General features: G+C 36.6%; 23 protein-coding genes and 1 tRNA gene. 20 read left to right on the top strand and 4 right to left on the bottom strand.

Features of this window, described 5'->3' with window-relative positions; genetic code table 11:
* Positions 1-135: 135 nt before the first annotated feature.
* The 10 genes from dnaX to IGK91_RS09500 all read left to right on the top strand — a co-directional run bounded on the left by dnaX (position 136) and on the right by IGK91_RS09500 (position 7734).
* On the top strand, positions 136-1884 hold the full coding sequence (dnaX, locus tag IGK91_RS09545; protein WP_010738042.1) for a DNA polymerase III subunit gamma/tau: 1749 nt from the start codon (positions 136-138) through the stop codon (positions 1882-1884).
* A 24-nt stretch (positions 1885-1908) separates the two neighbouring features.
* Positions 1909-2220, top strand: coding sequence for a YbaB/EbfC family nucleoid-associated protein (locus tag IGK91_RS09540; protein WP_010718691.1), 312 nt, complete (start codon positions 1909-1911; stop codon positions 2218-2220).
* A gap of 23 nt (positions 2221-2243) precedes the next feature.
* Positions 2244-2840 carry a recombination mediator RecR gene (recR, locus tag IGK91_RS09535; protein WP_010718690.1) on the top strand — a complete coding sequence of 199 codons (597 nt, stop codon included), beginning with the start codon at positions 2244-2246 and terminating at the stop codon, positions 2838-2840.
* 63 nt (positions 2841-2903) lie between these two features.
* The gene (tmk, locus tag IGK91_RS09530; RefSeq protein ID WP_081123239.1) at positions 2904-3548 is read left to right on the top strand and encodes a dTMP kinase; all 645 of its coding nucleotides are present in this window, start codon (positions 2904-2906) and stop codon (positions 3546-3548) included.
* A gap of 14 nt (positions 3549-3562) precedes the next feature.
* Positions 3563-3892, top strand: a complete 330-nt coding sequence (locus IGK91_RS09525) for a cyclic-di-AMP receptor (protein WP_010718688.1) — start codon at positions 3563-3565, stop codon at positions 3890-3892.
* Positions 3893-3900: 8 nt separating this feature from the next.
* Positions 3901-4842 (top strand): DNA polymerase III subunit delta', encoded by a 942-nt coding sequence (gene holB / locus IGK91_RS09520; protein WP_010718687.1) that lies wholly within the window; start codon positions 3901-3903, stop codon positions 4840-4842.
* A gap of 35 nt (positions 4843-4877) precedes the next feature.
* Entirely contained in the window at positions 4878-5702 is an 825-nt protein-coding gene (locus tag IGK91_RS09515) for a PSP1 domain-containing protein (protein WP_010738041.1), read from the top strand.
* Positions 5695-6039 carry a DNA replication initiation control protein YabA gene (locus tag IGK91_RS09510; RefSeq protein ID WP_010718685.1) on the top strand — a complete coding sequence of 115 codons (345 nt, stop codon included), beginning with the start codon at positions 5695-5697 and terminating at the stop codon, positions 6037-6039. Before IGK91_RS09515 ends, IGK91_RS09510 begins: the two co-directional genes overlap by 8 nt.
* Positions 6040-6461: 422 nt before the next feature.
* On the top strand, positions 6462-7328 hold the full coding sequence (gene rsmI / locus IGK91_RS09505) for a 16S rRNA (cytidine(1402)-2'-O)-methyltransferase (RefSeq protein ID WP_010718684.1): 867 nt from the start codon (positions 6462-6464) through the stop codon (positions 7326-7328).
* Between the two features lie 145 nt (positions 7329-7473).
* Positions 7474-7734: a hypothetical protein gene (locus IGK91_RS09500; protein ID WP_081123238.1), complete on the top strand. Its 261-nt coding sequence runs from the start codon at positions 7474-7476 to the stop codon at positions 7732-7734.
* A 301-nt stretch (positions 7735-8035) separates the two neighbouring features.
* Here IGK91_RS09500 and IGK91_RS09495 read toward each other — a convergent pair whose 3' ends face one another.
* Positions 8036-8383: a thioredoxin family protein gene (locus IGK91_RS09495; protein WP_181934385.1), complete on the bottom strand. Its 348-nt coding sequence runs from the start codon at positions 8381-8383 to the stop codon at positions 8036-8038.
* Between the two features lie 221 nt (positions 8384-8604).
* Between IGK91_RS09495 and IGK91_RS09490 the strand changes: the two genes are divergently transcribed.
* Positions 8605-9555 carry a permease gene (locus IGK91_RS09490; RefSeq protein ID WP_010738040.1) on the top strand — a complete coding sequence of 317 codons (951 nt, stop codon included), beginning with the start codon at positions 8605-8607 and terminating at the stop codon, positions 9553-9555.
* A gap of 10 nt (positions 9556-9565) precedes the next feature.
* On the top strand, positions 9566-10429 hold the full coding sequence (locus IGK91_RS09485; RefSeq protein ID WP_010718682.1) for a TIGR03943 family putative permease subunit: 864 nt from the start codon (positions 9566-9568) through the stop codon (positions 10427-10429).
* Between the two features lie 142 nt (positions 10430-10571).
* On the opposite strand, the gene IGK91_RS09480 is transcribed toward IGK91_RS09485, so the two are convergent.
* Both IGK91_RS09480 and IGK91_RS09475 read right to left on the bottom strand, forming a co-directional pair.
* On the bottom strand, positions 10572-11063 hold the full coding sequence (locus tag IGK91_RS09480; RefSeq protein ID WP_010718681.1) for a threonine/serine exporter family protein: 492 nt from the start codon (positions 11061-11063) through the stop codon (positions 10572-10574).
* A gap of 15 nt (positions 11064-11078) precedes the next feature.
* Positions 11079-11831, bottom strand: a complete 753-nt coding sequence (locus IGK91_RS09475; protein ID WP_010738039.1) for a threonine/serine exporter family protein — start codon at positions 11829-11831, stop codon at positions 11079-11081.
* A 119-nt stretch (positions 11832-11950) separates the two neighbouring features.
* On the opposite strand from IGK91_RS09475, the gene IGK91_RS09470 reads away from it, so the two are divergent.
* From IGK91_RS09470 to IGK91_RS09435, 8 genes are all read left to right on the top strand, one after another.
* A tRNA-Gly gene (locus tag IGK91_RS09470) sits at positions 11951-12021 on the top strand.
* 285 nt (positions 12022-12306) lie between these two features.
* Positions 12307-13023, top strand: coding sequence for a DNA/RNA non-specific endonuclease (locus tag IGK91_RS09465; protein WP_010718679.1), 717 nt, complete (start codon positions 12307-12309; stop codon positions 13021-13023).
* A gap of 268 nt (positions 13024-13291) precedes the next feature.
* On the top strand, positions 13292-13558 hold the full coding sequence (locus IGK91_RS09460) for an IreB family regulatory phosphoprotein (protein ID WP_010718678.1): 267 nt from the start codon (positions 13292-13294) through the stop codon (positions 13556-13558).
* Complete coding sequence (gene ruvX / locus IGK91_RS09455) at positions 13555-13986, top strand: Holliday junction resolvase RuvX (RefSeq protein WP_010718677.1); 432 nt, start codon at positions 13555-13557, stop codon at positions 13984-13986. Before IGK91_RS09460 ends, ruvX begins: the two co-directional genes overlap by 4 nt.
* A gap of 23 nt (positions 13987-14009) precedes the next feature.
* Positions 14010-14321 carry a DUF1292 domain-containing protein gene (locus IGK91_RS09450; protein ID WP_010718676.1) on the top strand — a complete coding sequence of 104 codons (312 nt, stop codon included), beginning with the start codon at positions 14010-14012 and terminating at the stop codon, positions 14319-14321.
* A 394-nt stretch (positions 14322-14715) separates the two neighbouring features.
* Entirely contained in the window at positions 14716-15201 is a 486-nt protein-coding gene (locus IGK91_RS09445) for an RNA polymerase sigma factor (protein ID WP_225428968.1), read from the top strand.
* Positions 15201-16127 (top strand): anti sigma factor C-terminal domain-containing protein, encoded by a 927-nt coding sequence (locus IGK91_RS09440; protein WP_010738037.1) that lies wholly within the window; start codon positions 15201-15203, stop codon positions 16125-16127. Before IGK91_RS09445 ends, IGK91_RS09440 begins: the two co-directional genes overlap by 1 nt.
* Before the next feature lie 730 nt (positions 16128-16857).
* Entirely contained in the window at positions 16858-17034 is a 177-nt protein-coding gene (locus IGK91_RS09435) for an SEFIR domain-containing protein (protein WP_014834493.1), read from the top strand.
* A gap of 72 nt (positions 17035-17106) precedes the next feature.
* Here the strand turns inward: IGK91_RS09435 and IGK91_RS09430 are convergent, their stop codons facing one another.
* On the bottom strand, positions 17107-17940 hold the full coding sequence (locus IGK91_RS09430) for a GNAT family N-acetyltransferase (RefSeq protein ID WP_010738035.1): 834 nt from the start codon (positions 17938-17940) through the stop codon (positions 17107-17109).
* Positions 17941-18002: the final 62 nt, after the last annotated feature.

Genomic DNA, 18002 nt, shown 5'->3' with positions numbered 1-18002 from the left:
TTATTTGAAAGAATCGGGGAATACACAAGTAACTACAAACGACAAATCATGATTCTTCTCATAACTATAGTAGTTTTTTTTAGCAAAATCACGTATAATAAAAGATAGTGAATTTTTCAAAAAAGGGGGATCTTCATGGCATATCAAGCACTCTATCGTGTCTGGCGTTCACAGCGTTTCGAAGACATCGTCGGGCAAAAAGCGGTGACACAGACGTTGAAAAATGCTATCGTTTCCCATAAAACTTCTCATGCTTATCTATTTACAGGACCACGAGGAACTGGTAAAACGAGTGCAGCTAAAATTTTTGCAAAAGCTATCAACTGTCCGAATAGTCAAGATGGAGAACCTTGTAATCATTGTGAAATGTGTCAGTCGATTACAGCGGGAACACAAGAAGACGTGATTGAAATCGACGCAGCAAGTAATAACGGAGTCGAAGAAATACGTTTTATTCGAGATCGAGCGAACTACGCACCGACAAAAGCAACTTATAAAATCTATATCATAGATGAAGTGCATATGCTTTCTACCGGAGCGTTCAATGCATTGTTGAAAACTTTAGAAGAACCTAAAGAAAATGTTATTTTTATTTTAGCAACAACCGAGCCACATAAGATACCAGCAACGATCATTTCCAGAACACAACGCTTTGATTTCAAACGAATCAATGCAGCAGATATCGTTGAGCATTTGGCATACATTTTAAAGCAATCAGACGTACAATATGAAGAACCAGCACTAGGGGTTATTGCTCGAGCAGCAGAAGGCGGGATGCGTGATGCGCTAAGTATCATGGACCAAGCGATTTCTTTTAGTAATGGGATCGTAACTGTGGATGATGCGATGCAAGTTACCGGTAGTCTAACCAACGAGATGATGGATGAATTTTTAGGCGCTTGTGTGAATAATGAAGTGCCCAAAGCGTTAGAATCATTAACAGATATCTTAGCTGCTGGTAAGGAAGCACGGCGCTTTTTAGAAGATCTTTTACAGTATTGTCGTGACTTACTGATGTACCAACAAGCACCAAACCTCGTAGCAGAACGAACAACTTCACTTCGAGAACCATTTGTCGAACTAGCAAAAGAAGTACCTGCACCTCGACTTTTTCAGATGATCCATATTTTGAGTGAAACACAAAATGAGATTCGTTTTACTAATAGTGCTACGATCTATCTGGAAGTAGCAACCGTCAAGCTAGCTCAAGCTTCTGGTTCAGCTGCTCCTTCAAGTAGTAACCAAGCAAGTGAAGTAGACAGTCAGTTAATTAATCAGCTACAAGCAGAGATCAAAGAGCTGAAAAAAGCGATCAATGAGATCAAAACGAATGGGGGAACCCCTTCAACTACTGCCAAGCAAACACAAGCTCCTGTTCAAAAGAAACAAGCAAGTACGTATCGGATACCAACTGAACGAGTGTATCAGGTTCTAAGAGAAGCGACCAGAAAGCATTTGAATGAAGTCAAAGAAGTCTGGGACGATTTGTTGATGAGTTTGTCTGTGACACAACGAGCGATGCTTAAAGCAAGTGAACCAGTTGCGGCTAGTCCTAATGGGTTAGTCATTGCGTTTGATTACGAGATCGTTTGTCAACGAGCTGCTAACGACGAAGAATTACAGTTGGCGATCCATAATAATTTAAGTCGAATGATCAAAGACTATGCACCAGATTCAGTCTATATCACGAGAGAAAGCTGGCCAACGATCCGCAAAGACTATTTAGTCCAAGCAAAAGACGGGAGTAATGATGATTCTTTTGCTCCGGAAGATTCAGATGAAGAGATCGAACTGATCCCTCAACAAGCACCAAGTGAAGAAACGATCGTCACGAAAGCCGAAGAAATCTTTGGCACAGATGTTGTGACAATCATTGATGATTAAATAAAAAAAGGAGAATGATCAATTATGATGCGCGGAATGGGAAACATGCAAGGGATGATGAAACAAGTCCAAAAAATGCAAAAAGAGATGGTTCAAGCACAAGAACAATTGAACGAAACAGAATTTACTGGTGTAGCAACCAATGAGTTAGTGAAAGTTATTTTTACAGGTGATCGTCGGATGAAAGACATCCAAATCAGTGAAGGTGTCGTGGATCCTGAAGATACAGAAATGTTGCAAGACCTGTTGATGATGGCTGTCAATGATGCTTTGACAAAAATCGATGCAGAATCTGAAAAAACAATGGGAAAATATACTAAGGGGTTACCCTTCTAATTTTTCCTAAAGGGGTAATGAAAATGCAATATCCAGAACCAATTGCTAAATTGATCGATAGTTACATGAGACTGCCAGGGATCGGTCAGAAAACAGCCACAAGATTAGCTTTCTACACGATCGATATGAAAGATGAAATCGTGAATGAATTTGCTAAATCGTTGTTAAGTGTCAAACGAGATCTTCATTTTTGTAGTGTTTGCGGCAACATCACAGAAGAAGACCCATGTGAGATTTGTAAAGATCCTTCAAGAGACCGGGGGGTTATCTTAGTTGTCGAAGAACCAAAAGACGTGATGGCGTTAGAAAAAATGCGGGAATATCGTGGGCTTTATCATGTTCTACATGGGGTTCTTTCTCCAATGGAAGGGACTGGACCTGAAGATATCAACATTTCTTCGTTACTTGAACGCCTACATGATGATCAAGTGAAAGAAGTGATCATTGCAACAAATGCAACCACTGAAGGAGAAGCTACTGCCATGTATCTTTCACGATTGATCAAACCGGCTGGTATCAAAGTCACTCGATTGGCCCACGGCTTATCCGTTGGTTCGGATATCGAATATGCTGATGAAGTGACCCTGTTAAAAGCGGTAGAAGGCAGACGCGAGTTATAAATTTTCTATAAAAAAGAATTTCGGCTACAATAAAGAAGTAACGCAAGAGATGGGGGCAAAAATGTGAACGGACTATTTATTACGATCGAGGGACCAGATGGAGCTGGGAAAACCAGTATTCTAAATGAGTTATTACCTCTTTTGAAAAAAGTAGCAAAAACAAAGATCATTCAAACAAGAGAACCAGGTGGGATCCCGATTGCCGAAGAGATTCGGGCAGTTATCCTTGATCCTAAAAATGATCGGATGGATGAACGGACAGAAGCTTTGCTATATGCTGCGGCTAGAAGACAGCATTTGGTCGAGAAAGTCCTACCTGCTTTATCAGAAGGAAGCATTGTTTTATGTGATCGATTTGTAGACAGCTCATTGGCTTATCAAGGGGCGGGACGTAGAATCGGTGTTTCTGAGATTGCCCGCTTGAATGAATTTGCTACAGAAGGTACGACACCTGACTTTACCCTTTATCTCGATATTGATTCAGATACTGGATTGCATCGCATTAAAGAGAACCGAAGAGGTCAAATCGATCGATTAGATTCAGAAGGATTGGAATTTCATCAACGAGTACGTCATGCGTATTTAAAAATAGCTGAAGAGAATCCTGAACGTATTTATAAAATTGATGCAAGAAAGAGCTTTGAAGAGGTACTTCAAACAAGTTACAGAGCCATTGTTGAACAATATCCACAATTTTTTGAAAACTAGGAAGGTGACTGTATATGAAAATTATTTTAGCAATTATTCAAGACAAAGACAGTAATCGTTTATCCAATGAATTGATTGATGCCAATATCCGTGCAACAAAATTATCTTCAACTGGTGGCTTTTTGAAAGCTGGCAACAGTACATTTATTGTTGGGATTGAAGACGAACGTGTAGAAGAAGCATTAGAAATCATCAAAAAAACTTGTGAATCAAGAAAACAATTTGTTTCAACACCTGTCACGTTGGATATCTCTATGGACGGTGGAGTTCCTTATCCAGTAGAAGTTGAAGTCGGTGGAGCAACCGTCTTTGTGTTACCAGTTGAAGGATTTCATCAATTTTAGGAGGCGCCATGGATCAAGAATTTACGCTGGATCAAATGCAACCTATCGTGTATCAACAGCTTCAACGAAGTTTTGAGCATGGGCGCCTCGCTCATGCTTATCTTTTTGAAGGCGAAAAAGGAACGGGAAAACACGAAATGGGGATTTGGTTAGCACAACACCTGTTTTGTACGAATCTGCAGGAACAACTTCCTTGTGGAGTATGCAATAATTGTCAACGAATCCAAAACCAAGAACATCCAGACGTTTTAACGATCGTACCAGAAGGGCAAACGATCAAAGTCGATCAAATTAGACGTTTACAAACCGAATTTAGTCGTAGTGGTTATGAATCTCGGAAGAAAGTTTTCCTTATTCAAGAAGCAGAAAAGATGAATGCAAGTGCAGCAAATAGTTTGCTTAAGTTTTTAGAAGAACCACCAGGCGATTTTCTAGCGATCTTAGAAACAGATTCGATTGGGCGAATCCTACCAACGATTCAATCACGCTGCCAAATCTTGCATTTTCAGGAGCTGGCTAAAGATGCGTTGATTTATAAATTACAACAAGCACAGATTCCTTTAGAAAAAGCGAAACTTTTGACTTTCTTGACGAACAGTTTCACAAAAGCAGTTGAAATATCGCAAAATGAATGGTTTAATGATGCTAAGGATTCGATTCAACAGTGGTTTGTGTATTTGCAAAAAAATGATACACAAGCATTCATTTATGTTCAAAAAAAGTTAATAAAGACTTTTAAAGAAAAATCGCAACAATTTACTGGTTTATCGATCTTAATGTTTTATTATCAAGAAGCTTTACAACAAGCTTTAATAGCAGAAAATCTTAGAAAAGTAACACGTATTAATCAGACGATTGAGCGTATTTTATTAGCGGAACAGAAATTAAGAAGCAATGTCAGCTTCCAAGCAGTAGCGGAACAGTTTGTTTTACAAACAATTACTGGCTGAGACAGCAGGAAAAATGAGGGTCAAGGGGGATGGAAATGGTCGAAGTAGTAGGTGTCCGTTATAAAGAAGCAGGTCCTATCTATTATTTTAAACCTGGTCAATTAACGTATGAATACAACGAGAAAGTAATCGTTGAAACTCAAAAAAACTTACATATTGCAACTGTCGCCATTCCTAAAGCAGAACTTGATCCGGAAGAATTGCCTGAGCAAATCAGTTCAATTTTGCATAAAGCGACACAAGCAGAACTCGAAAAAGAACAAAAAAATAAAGAAGATGCAGAACAAGCCAGGCTGATTGCGAAAGAAAAAGTCAAAAAACATGGGTTAGAAATGAAGATCATTCATGTAGAATATACGTTAGATCGTAGTAAACTCATTTTTTCATTCACAGCAGATGGACGAATTGATTTTCGGGAATTAGTCAAAGACTTAGCTGCCGTGTTTCGCACTAGGATTGAACTTCAACAAATCGGAGTACGAGATGAAGCAAAATTGCTAGGTGGAATTGGCCCATGTGGACGGCCTTTATGCTGTGCTTCTTTTTTAGGAGATTTTGTCCCAGTTTCAATCAAAATGGCAAAAAATCAAAATTTGTCCTTAAACCCGACTAAGATATCTGGGTTGTGTGGACGTTTGATGTGTTGCTTGCAATATGAAAATGAAGAATATGAATTAGCAAAAAAAGCACTTCCAGATTTTGGAACAGTGGTTAACACTCCTGATGGTAAAGGGAAAGTTGTCGGCTTGAACTTACTTAATCGACTAGTAAATGTTCGATTAACAGGTCGGGAAAATCCAATCGAATATGAATGGGATGAATTGAAAAACTTCATCCAGGTAGGTGAGATAAATGGATAAGAGATCATTATATGATGGCTTGAACCAATTAGAATCAGAGCTAAGAAATACATTAACTGAATTGGTGGAAATGAAGCAAGCATTACATGAGATCGTTGAAAAAAATACAACGTTGGAAATGGAAAATCAACGTTTAAGAGAGCATTTACGGGAATTAAATCAAGTACAAACACCAGCAGATAATGTGAAACAAGAACTTTCAAAATCTCGTATGAACTTAGAAAAGATTTATGAAGAAGGCTTTCATGTTTGTTATGATCTCTATGGCTCAAGACGTGAGAATGACGAACCTTGTGCCTTTTGTTTAGAAGTCATCTATCGAGAAAGCGGACGGTAAACAAAGAGATTTGAAACAAGCCTGATATTGCTTATTTTTAGCGATCAATAAACGGCACTCACAGTATCACTTCTACGGAATTAAGTCCGAAAATAAAAAATAAGAAATGCTATTTTTCAATGTTTCGCCCTTAATTCTTAAAGGAGGCCGTGTTGTTCACGACCTCTTATATGGCGTTCAAAGCATTGCTTCTGCGGAATTAAGCTCAAAAAATTAAAAATATGAAAAGCTATTTTCAATTTTTCGTTCTTAATTCTTGAAGCAGCCCATGCTTTTCACGACCTTTACACGGCGTTCAAACATCAGCTCCTTGAAATAAGCCTGAATTTTTCAAAACATGAGAAGCTGTTTCAAAAAATTCTTTCTTATTGTCATCGGAGCTACCCGATGTTTTCACGACCTCTTACACAGGAGAATAAATCATGCTTAATCAAAAAAGTTTTAAAGGACATCATGAAACTGGCTCGCTTTATTTAGTACCGACTCCGATTGGCAATTTAGAAGATATGACTTATCGTAGTGTACGGATATTACAAGAAGTAGACTTGATTGCCAGTGAGGATACACGAAATACCCAAAAATTACTGAATCATTTTGAGATTCAGACACCGCAAAAAAGTTTACATGAACACAACTATAAGGAACGAATTCCGCAATTGATCGCTGAGTTGATGTCTGGTCGCTCGATTGCACAGGTAAGTGATGCTGGGATGCCTTCTATTAGCGATCCAGGACATGAGCTGGTACTTGCTTGCATCCAAGCGGGGATTCCAGTAGTCGCTATTCCAGGACCAACTGCTGGGATGACTGCGTTGATTGCTTCAGGCTTGTTACCTCAGCCATTTTTATTTTATGGTTTTTTAGGAAGAAAGAAAAAAGAACAACAAACAACGTTAGAAACATTGAAAGAATACACAGCTACATTGATTTTTTACGAATCTCCTTATCGGATCAGTGCAACTTTAACGAATATGTTGACTGTTTTTGGTAACCGTCAAGTTGTTTTGTGTCGAGAATTAACAAAAATCCATGAAGAATATTTACGTGGAAGTATTGAAGAGTTATTAGACTACATTGAAGAACACCCTGTAAAGGGAGAATGCTGTTTATTGGTTGAAGGAAATACTGGAAGTGAAGAGCCACAAACACAAATTGAAGGATCATTGAAAGAACAAGTCGAACAGTTGATTGCTCTTGGGGAAAAAACAAATGCAGCTATTAAAGCTGTTGCTGTAAAAAACGGACTCAAAAAGCAAGAAGTATATCGACAATTTCACGACTTGGACTAGTTGTATCGAAAAAGATATTTTTTGAAGGAAAGTTATGTCCGAATTGCATAGGAAAGAACGTTTCTTTCTTGGTAATGACCATTTGATTTCAATGAAAAATTGAACTGATTTGAGACTTTTTCTAACGATTATCGAGGTGATCAATGTGAAAACACATGTAGGTTTACTTGATAAGATCAGAGTGATAAAGACGCAACCATTGCTTGTTCGGTTTACATTGGAAACCATTCATCAGCCACTTAATTGTATTGTTGCAAATGTCGAGATTGCGGATAAGTTGATGATGATGGAAGAAAGAAAATATAACATTGCTGTTACAGGACACTTGAATCGACGTAATCAGCTAGTTGTTGAGAGTTTGCAAGTGAGAAATCCAGATCAATATACACGAAATCTCAAAATCTAGAGCGAGTGCGAGAAGTACTATGAAATTAGTGCGGTGCAATGTTACCCGCAGATTTCAAATATTAAAACACCATGGAGATTGAATGAAGTTCAACCTCTATGGTGTTTTTACGTAATGTCAACTACATAGCTAAATAAACCATAGTGAAAAAAATACTAGAACGAATTTCCAAAATTTCGCCCATAGTAAGATGAAGGGAACTTAAGCAAATCTAAGTAAACCTAAGAGGTATTTTATCCTATCTAAAGGTTAGCGCGCATTAATTATCTTCATATGGCTATAGTATAGGTTAAGACAACGATTACTGAAACAATTCTTCATAGCTGATCGTTTCATCAGAGTTATTTAACTGATCCAGCAACGTTTCTAGTTTCGCAAAATTGATAAAGCGTGCTTGTCGTTCGACTTCTTTATTTTTATGGTAGATCAAAATAACAGGAGTAGTCAATATTTGAAAGGCGCTAGCTACTTCAGGTGTTTCCACAGCATCTAAATGAAAACTAGGAAAATCATACTGATCCAATAATTTCTTCAAACGAGGAAGAACAGCATGACATACGCTGCAATTTGGCATAGATAAGTAAAGAACTACCGTTTCATCTTGTGCTAATGACTGATGTACTTCTGATAGATTCGTGGTTTTTTTCATATAAAAAACGTCCTTCCTAATCAAAACAGCCTTTCACAATAAACGTTGTGAAAGATTTCGTGAACCCATTTAATCACAATAAGAAAAAAAGTCAATTAACTTGTCTTATTTTTATCAAATAAAAGATAAGAGTTAGGTAAGAAATAGAAGTAATCTTGTTTTTTTTTAGCGAAAAGCGTATATTATTCTGGCAAATGATGTTTATAGTAAGGAGCGAAAAAATGTTTTCTTTTATACCAAATTCGGTATTGCAGATGAGTACGATTTTTCTATCAATCGTTATTGAAGCTTTACCATTTGTTCTATTAGGCTGTCTCATCTCTGGGGCACTACAAGTCTTTTTAACACCTGAGCGAGTCAAACGCTGGTTACCAGACAATCGCTTTTTATCCATTTTGACTGGTTCTGTTTTAGGATTTTTCTTTCCATCCTGTGAATGTGGGATCGTACCGATCGTTCATCAGTTTGTCAAAAAAGGAGTTCCTGTGCATACCGCTTTTGCATTTATGTTAACAGCACCTATTATCAATCCAATCGTCATTTTTTCTACTTTTATTGCATTTGGGAACTCTTGGGAAATGGCCGGTTGGCGAATGGTTGGAAGCTTTGTGGTAGCGTTGATCATTGGTATCTGGCTCGCTTATTTTCAAAAAGAAAGTGTATTGAAAACGAAGATCCAACAAACAATCGATCATAACCATCATCACAACCATCATCATGACCACACCCATGGTACCAATAAACACGAGGAGGTCAAAATTGGGAGAATCAAGCAACTTAGTCAGCAAACAGGTCATGTCCTCACACATTCGATCGATGAATTTTTTGATACGGGTCGGTATCTGATTGTCGGTGGTCTGATTGCCGCTAGTATGCAAACTTACTTGCCAACTCGTGTCATGTTGACACTGGGCTCAACCAAACTACTAGCAATTATTATTATGCTTCTTCTAGCTTTTACGATGTCCCTATGCTCGGAAGCAGATGCGTTCATCGGGTCCTCCTTACTCAGCCTTTTTGGTACAGCTCCTGTGGTGGCATTCTTAGTATTTGGACCAATGGTGGATATCAAAAACCTTTTGATGATGAAACGCTATTTTAATGGTCGCTTTATTTTGATGCTCATTGGTTTGATAGCCGTTAGTGTGATTGGTTTTACATTATTTATCTAGGAGGAGCAGTATGATACGATTTTTGATATTATCTGGTTATTTTGAGCTAATGATGTATTTACAAGTATCTGGGAAATTAGATCAGTACATCAATGTTCATTATCGTTATTTGGCTATTTTATCGATGATTTTATCTGCTTTACTTGCATTGGTCCAATTGTATATTTGGGTCAAGAGTGATTCAGTAAAAGGGAAAAAACAGGTAGATGAAGAAGTACACCATCACCACGATCATGATCACGATCACGGGTTAACCAAACCCTCACAACGAGTGATCGCTTATGTTCTGTTGGCTTTACCTGTTATTGTCGGTACTTTATTTCCAACAGTCAGTTTAGATACGACGATTGTGGAAGCAAAAGGATTCAATTTTCCAATAAGTAAGGAGTCGGTTGGAGACCCTGAAATGCAGACACAATATTTAAAGCCTGATACGAGCATTTATTTTAACAAGTCTGACTATTTGGATCAGATGAAAAAATTAAAAGAAAAATATGATGACAAACAGCTTATTAAGATCACTGATGAGAATTACTTGGAAGTCATGGAATTGATTTATAATTACCCAAGTGAATTTATTGGGAAAAAAATCTCTTATGAAGGCTTTGTGTATAAAACGCCAGATGGGGAAAAAGAAGATAATTTCTTATTCCGTTTTGGAATCATCCATTGCGTTGCTGACTCAGGTGTATTCGGTCTATTGACACATATGCCGGAAGGAACGAATGTCAAAAACGATGAGTGGTATAAAGTAGAAGGCACCATCCAATCTGACTATTATGAACCCTTCAAACGGGACATTCCAGTTGTAGAGGTCAATACTCTAACCAAAATCGAGGCGCCCAAAAATCAATATGTGTATCGGTCATTTTAAAGCAAAGACTAAAATTATTAGTGACAAAAACAACTGATGTGACAATAAAAAACCAAAGTACTTGAAAATAGCTTGTAGCTTGCCTATTTTCTAGATACTTTGGTTTTTTATTCATGGCATGATTATTTTTGCCGTTACTTTTTCATTTATGAACGTTTTTAGTTGTTCTTTTTTTTCGTTTCAAAAAAATGGCTTCTCGTTTTAATTTGAAGTTTCGGATATTGTGGTTGAAGACCTCTGATAAAACGAGTCCTAAAGCAATAGCACCAGCAATCATGATCGCTTGAACTGTATAACTTGCAGCTGCCTGATACGAGCCAGTTACTAGATTTCTCACTGCTTGATAAGCCAGACCTCCAGGAACTAGTGGTACCATGCCAGGGATATTAAAGATGGTTACAGGCATTTTTAATCGTTTAGAAAAAAGATCACTGATAAATGCAACACCTAAAGAACCCAGTAACGAACCAAAAGCCGGCGTACCACCTAAGTCCACACATACCCAATAGATCATCCAGCCAAAGGCACCAGAGAGCCCACAACAAATCAAGGCACGTCTAGGAACGTTGGTGATGATCGCAAAAGCTGCTGTGGCTAAAAAGCTAAAAGAAAATTGAATAAATAGATTCCACATCATCATGTTCCTTTCTCAATAAAAAAGTTGGAAGATAAAGGCAATCGCAAATCCGATCATTGTGGCAGTCATCATGGCCTCTGTACCACGAGAAACTCCAGAAACATAGTGTCCAGCTAGTAAATCCCGAATAGCATTTGTAATCTGTACTCCAGGAACAAGGGGCATGACACAACCGATGATGATCAAATCCTGATTGGCACCTAATCCGACACGAATGCTGAGAATAGCTGTAAGACCAATTAACAAGGAAGATAAGAACTCTGACAAAAATTTGATCCGAAAAAATTTTAAACTATATAAGTAAATCGCATAGCCGATACCGCCGATCATCAAAGTGATTGGTAGATCACTCATTTCTCCACCAAATAATACCATGATCGTTCCGCTAATCACCGCAGCACTTAAAATTTGAAGCCATACTGGGAAAAATGATCGGTCTTTTTCAATGGCTTGTAAGGCAACGTAGAGATCATTCAAAGTTAACTCACCAGCAACATATTTTCTAGAAAGATTATTGACATTGACAACTTTTTCCAGATTAATGGAGCGATTGGTGATTTGTTCCATTCTAATGGTTGACGTACGGTCAAGACCAATAAACAAACCCGTTTGAGTAACATAGCTGACCAGTCGATAATTGCCAGAAGCAAGAGCGATTCGGCTCATTGTGTCTTCTACTCGGTACATCTCAGCGTTGCTTTCCATCATGATTTTGCCAGCTAATAAACAAGTATCAAGTAATAAATCCAACTCTTTTTCTGTCATAATATTTTCTCCAATAGTTCATTTGTTGCTTTTATTTTACTACAAATGACTAAATAAAAGAGAAATAAATAAATACTTGAGTATGAAAAGAAAGAGGCGTATACTGATTTTTGTAAGATGCGGGTGTAGTTTAGTGGTAAAATCCCAGCTTCCCAAGCTGATGTCGCGGGTTCGATTCCCGTCACCCGCTTAAACGAACGATAAGAATGAAGAGAAACAGTATTGATCACATGTTGTTTGATCAATACTGTTTTTTGTTTTTGAGTCACAAGGTATTTTTTGCTTGATTAAGTGAAAGCATACTGTTTTAAGATCAATGATTTTTTATGACGTATTCTTTTTAAGAAGAGATCAATTTTTAATTAGTATAGAGAATTAAAGGTAGAAATAAATGGAATAAAATAAGTTTAAATATTTTAAAAAAGGGGAACGTATGTTAAAGTTTAGAATAGTTGTTTAGAAAAGGAGTAAAGAAATGCAGAAAAAATCAACAAAAGCCATTATGGGTGTGGTTGTTGCTGTTTTAGCAGGGGCACTAGGACTATCAACACAAAAAAATTCAGATATCGTTCAACAAATTACTGGGTTATTTGACTCAACCCCACAAGCGTCAAAAGTAGCAGACGTACCAGAATATGATGGGAAGCATCAAGAAATTGAGATCAATCAGAATCGCCCGGATTTCACTGAAGAAGATTTGAGCTTAGCTAAAGGAACATGGCAAAGCTATTCAAATATTGATCGATTGAACCGTGTAGGTGCGGCCAATGCGTTATTGGGAAAAGACCTTTTTCCCAAAGAAAAACGCGAGCCGTTGTATATTGATCCAACTGGTTGGAAACAAAAAAAATTAAGCGATGGCCAATGGCTTTATAATCGTAGCCATTTGATTGGTTATCAATTGACTGGACAAAACAACAACATCAAAAATTTGATGACAGGTACTCGTTCATTAAATGCGCCGTATATGCTAGTCCATGAAAATGATATTGCCGCTTATATCAAAGAAACCAATCATCACGTTCGTTATCGTGTCACTCCACATTTTAAGGGGAATGAATTAGTTGCCAGAGGAGTGCAATTAGAAGCAGAAAGTATTGAAGATAAAAAAATAAAATTTAATGTGTTTATTTATAACGTTCAAGAGGGTTATGAAATCAACTATGATACCGGACAGGCGAGAAAAAAATAGCTAATGACATTCGATAGTATACGAAAAAAGTATGAACTTTTTGAAGAATTATCGAAAAAGCTTATATTTATTTAAATATAGCGTATACTTTGGTTAAGATACGATCAAGTAACTGAACATTTGATCACAAATATGTTAAAGTAATGAGAAGTATGTTTATTAATTTAACCGGAAGTTTTTTAAGATTTATTTGTAGTTTTAAGGTAATTCGAGTAAAATAAAAGTGTAGAAGGTAAATGAATACCTTGCGGGAAAGAGGTGTAGAATCATGGGTTTTACAGATGAAACCGTACGTTTTGGTTTTGACGATAGTCGTAAAAAAGAAGTAAGTGAGACATTAGCGATCGTTTATCGGGCTTTAGAAGAAAAAGGCTACAATCCAATTAATCAGATTGTTGGCTACTTGCTTTCTGGAGACCCGGCCTACATTCCTCGTTATCGTGATGCAAGAAACTTGATACGTCGTCACGAACGCGATGAAATCATGGAAGTAATTGTTAAAGATTATCTAACAAACCATGGGGTAAGTATATGAGAGTAATGGGCTTAGATGTGGGCTCAAAAACAGTTGGTATTGCTGTTAGCGATCCATTTGGTTGGACCGCTCAAGGAGTAGAGATCATTCGTATTGATGAAGAGGCGGAAGAGTTTGGCTTTGACCGTTTGAAAGAACTAGTCGATCAATACGAAGTAGACCGATTTGTCGTAGGCTTACCTAAAAATATGAATAATACAATTGGACCAAGAGCAGAAAGCTCAATGGCTTATGGAGAAAAAATTAAAGAATTATTCTCGTTACCAGTTGAATATCAAGATGAACGACTAACCACAGTTCAAGCTGAACGAATGTTAGTTGAGCAAGCCAATACATCAAGAGCTAAAAGAAAAAAAGTGATTGATAAATTAGCTGCTGTCATGATTTTACAAAATTATTTAGACGGTTCAGGAAAAAAATTATTTTAATTTCAATGAAAAGAGGGAGACTTATGACAGAACATAACCACACACATGACCACGATCACGAAGGGCACGAGCATATCACCTTAGTAGATGATCAAGGAAACGAAACGTTATATGAAATTTTATTAACAGTTGATGGACAAGAAGAATTTGGCCGTAACTACGTATTGCTTTATCCAGCTGGTGTACCAGAAGATGAAGATGTTGAGTTACAAGCCTATGCTTATGTCGAAAATGAAGACGGCACAGAAGGCGAACTAGAACAAATCGAAACTGATGCAGAATGGGACATGATTGAAGAAGTATTCAACACGTTCATGGCTGAAGAAGAAGAATAGTCTTAAAATGACGGCTGAACCCTTGATGGATAAGGGTTCAGTTTTTTTTTGTTTTGCTTTGACCAAGGTTATTAAAAATCGGCTCTTTGTCAAGAAGGACTGATGAGTGGAGTAAAATCAAATCTGAGTCTGAACAATCAACTCGGTTTCATCAGCCACATAAATAATAGAGTCAAAATAGTTAAGTGTATTTTGTTTTAAGGAATGATCAAGAATAAAGTATGCAGAAAATATCTGATTTCTAGATAGGAATATAAAACCCTTCGTAGGGTACGATATAATAATAAGAGGTTCTTTGTGATGAAGTATGTGACTTGTCATTGTTTCTAAGAATGAAATGACAGATAAAGTGAATATTCTTGTCCACTTTTTCAGATGTTCAAGCGTTGTATAGATGAAAGGAGAAAATGAAATGAAACAGGAGGGAACATTTGAAGAAGTATTACTTTTATTAGGGCAAGAAGTAATCAGAGTGCTAATAGAAAAGGGGAGTACGTTGGAAGACGCAGAAGATGCTGTTTCTAAAACCTATGATACTATATTTTCTTCTCTTATCTATATGACACAGGATAATTTACGTCCTTGGTTTTTTAGAGTTTCTTTCAATAACTATATTGATTTATTCAGGAAAAAGAAGCGTGAAAAAGAGCTTATTTTTCGCTATGTTGACTCTCAGTCGAATGGAACTAATGAATCAGAAAATTTATGGATGATTATCGACTCGCTAAAAAGGCAAGAACAAGAATTACTGATTTTTAAGTATTATTATCGACTATCGTATGAGGACATCGCGAGTATGTTAAATCAAAAAGTAGAAACCGTGAAAAAACAATTATACAGAGCACGAAAAAAATTAAAGGCAAACTGGGAGGATGAGTGATGGATTTGAATAGGAGTATCAAAAAAGCCAAAAGAAAGCAGATAATAATGGTCAGTTGTGTTTCAATCATAATTTTTCTTACGATGTCGGGTATCTTGGTTTTTATATTAGATAAAGTCGCTACGAAAAATTATCATGAGCTAGATCAGTCGTTATTTGCTTACCAAACAATTGCCTCACCAAATACACAAATTGACTCACAAGTGATTGCTAACAGCTCAATTTTGGGCGGGGAGGTCGTAACTAACCAATCGAAAAACATTGATGGCTACATTGTACCCTGGAGTAGTTTACATAGTAAGTACAATGTTTTTGGCAACGAAGTGGACAATAATGAACGGATGACATCTTGGTATCATTCCCTTAAAAATTCATATGAATATAATCGTCAAACCAAACAAAAAGTCGCCACATTCTACAATCCGACGATTGAAAACTATTATGGTGGGGTGAAAAATGAATTAGCGGATTTAAAAAACACGGATGATTTACTTGCAGAAGTAGCTATTTCCTTTGATCGGCCCTATCGCTATAGTGAAGTGAAAAAAATGTTTCCGGAAAATGTCAATGTTGTCTGGTTGTATTTGTTTTCTGAAGAGAGAGACGAAAGCAAAGGACGTTCGGGTATGCCAACGTATGGTTTTCAGCTAAGTTTTGATGAAAAGAATCAGCTGATTGATGCAGAAGCAGATAAAGATTATTTTTTCAGCTCATTTGAATCACACGTTTCTTCTGTGAATAATAAAGCAATGGTAAATTTTCTAAAGGAAAACGAAAATAAGAAAGTAGATGACCTAGAAGTCTTAGGAGTAATGATTACAGGACAAGCAAAGAATTTAGCAGAACTAAAAGACAAACCCTTTGTTAGAGGCAGTTCTGTTGGTGTAACAGTACCGATTGTTCCATACATTGTACCAGAAAAATAGTAAGCTATCCTAAACAAGGAAATTGAATGAGTTCGTTTTAAAATAAGAGCTAAGAAAATCCCCAATTATTTTAAATACAAATTCAAGGAGACCAGTTATGAAAACTAGAGTGCTTATAAAAACCTGTGAATTTCTGCTCTTAATATTAAGTCTATTTTTAGCTGTAAAACATTACATTTTGCTGTTTCCAAAAAAAGTAAAAATTCTTTTATGTCTCATCAAAAAGGACTATTACTTCCCTTATGGATGGAAAACACTATCGATTTAGTAGTAACAGTGATCGTGTTACTCTTGATAATCGTACTTTCATGATATAGATAAGTACTTACCTTAATTTATAAAACATGCTGACTGATAAAATAGGATCAGCAGACGGGGGCAAAAATCTTGAATTTTTGTCCCTTTTTGTCTTTCCTTTTTAGTGGGTGCCACATTTGTAATGTTGACACGTGGCTCTATGGGAATCATTTCTCTATATAACATTGCGCTACAAAATTTTATTCAAAATTTGGTGTGACAAATACTAAGAAAAATTTTTGCCATGTATAAAGAAAAGTTACAACTAGATTTTTCAGTGATTATATAGTGTCTATTTAGGGCACGCTTTAAATAGACGTTTTATTTTATAGATGATTCGGGGGACAACTATAGATAATCTACATTAGGTATAGAAAGAGTAAGTTGTGCTACATATATAGTATTAATTACATATTCATAAGGGAAAATACTATTGGAAAATATTAAAACAAAAAAGGTGTATATTTCGTATAGTTGGTCAAATAAAGAACACAAGGAAAGGGTAATACGATTAGCAGAAGAGTTGGTGAATCTTGGTTCCTTGTCAGATATTATTGAGGGAGAGCCTATAAAAAATGTTGGTGAACTTCACCAACATCAAAACGTATAAAGCCATTCTATATAGAGCATTTCTTAACTGAAAAACTGTTTTATTTCTAGTGATACTTTGGAGTGACAGCTTTCAATATTTAGTCAGTTGGCAAACATAGTAATCAAATGTACTTTTCTTTTCAAAGCCCATGTTTACATATAAATCATATGCAATTTGATTGGTTGCATCGACTTCTAAATAAATTTCTTTTTCTTCTTTGATTAATAATTCTTGGATCAAACGGTTCAAGCAAAGTTTACCTAACCCTTGACCACGAAAAGCCGGTGCTACGACTAAGCCGTAGATACCATAGGAAGATAGATCCTCTTCGATTCGGGCACAAGCAATCAGTTGATTTTCTTTATGAAAAACAACTGTTTTCTCTAAATCTTCAGATGACAATGGAGGAACCGTTGCCCCAATTTCTCCTAATTGGAGTTGGGCAATTAGGGAAGATTCCTTTAGAGTAGCTTTTTGTGGTCGATAAGGAGAATCTAGCTGTTTAAATTTGTTTGGCTGAAGAATCAACCGATACTCAGTAAACTGTTTGTTCAATTCTTTTTTCGACTCAATGTAATTTTTCAAAAAAAGGTCATGTGGATCAGTGATGTAAAGAATCGTTGTTCGGCCGATGGTTTGAGCAAATCCCATCATTTCGTCAAGTAGTTGTTGTAAACAAGCCAAATTTTCATGCACGATCATTGTCACTTCTAGTTCACTCTCATCATAAAAACTTAAAAAAGCATAGGCAATAAGTGTCTCTTCTTTAAAACAAAGGACATGGCGGATCTGGTCGTTCGTTTGTTCAGCAAAATCAGGAGCTAGTTTAAACTGGCAGTGACGCTGCTGTTCGATCTGTTCTTTCAATTCACGGATCGTTTGCTTGGTATCAGGTTGTAGCTGTCTTGTGATAAATACTTTCATTTATTTTCCCCAATCAAAAGATTTTTCTCATCTTATCTTATTTTTTTAACCAACACAATAAG

The organism is Enterococcus sp. DIV1208 (assembly GCF_050530455.1).
Taxonomy (GTDB): domain Bacteria; phylum Bacillota; class Bacilli; order Lactobacillales; family Enterococcaceae; genus Enterococcus_B; species Enterococcus_B hirae.
The sequence above is the reverse complement of the archived record's forward strand: the minus strand, read 5'-3'. Positions and strand labels throughout refer to the sequence as shown.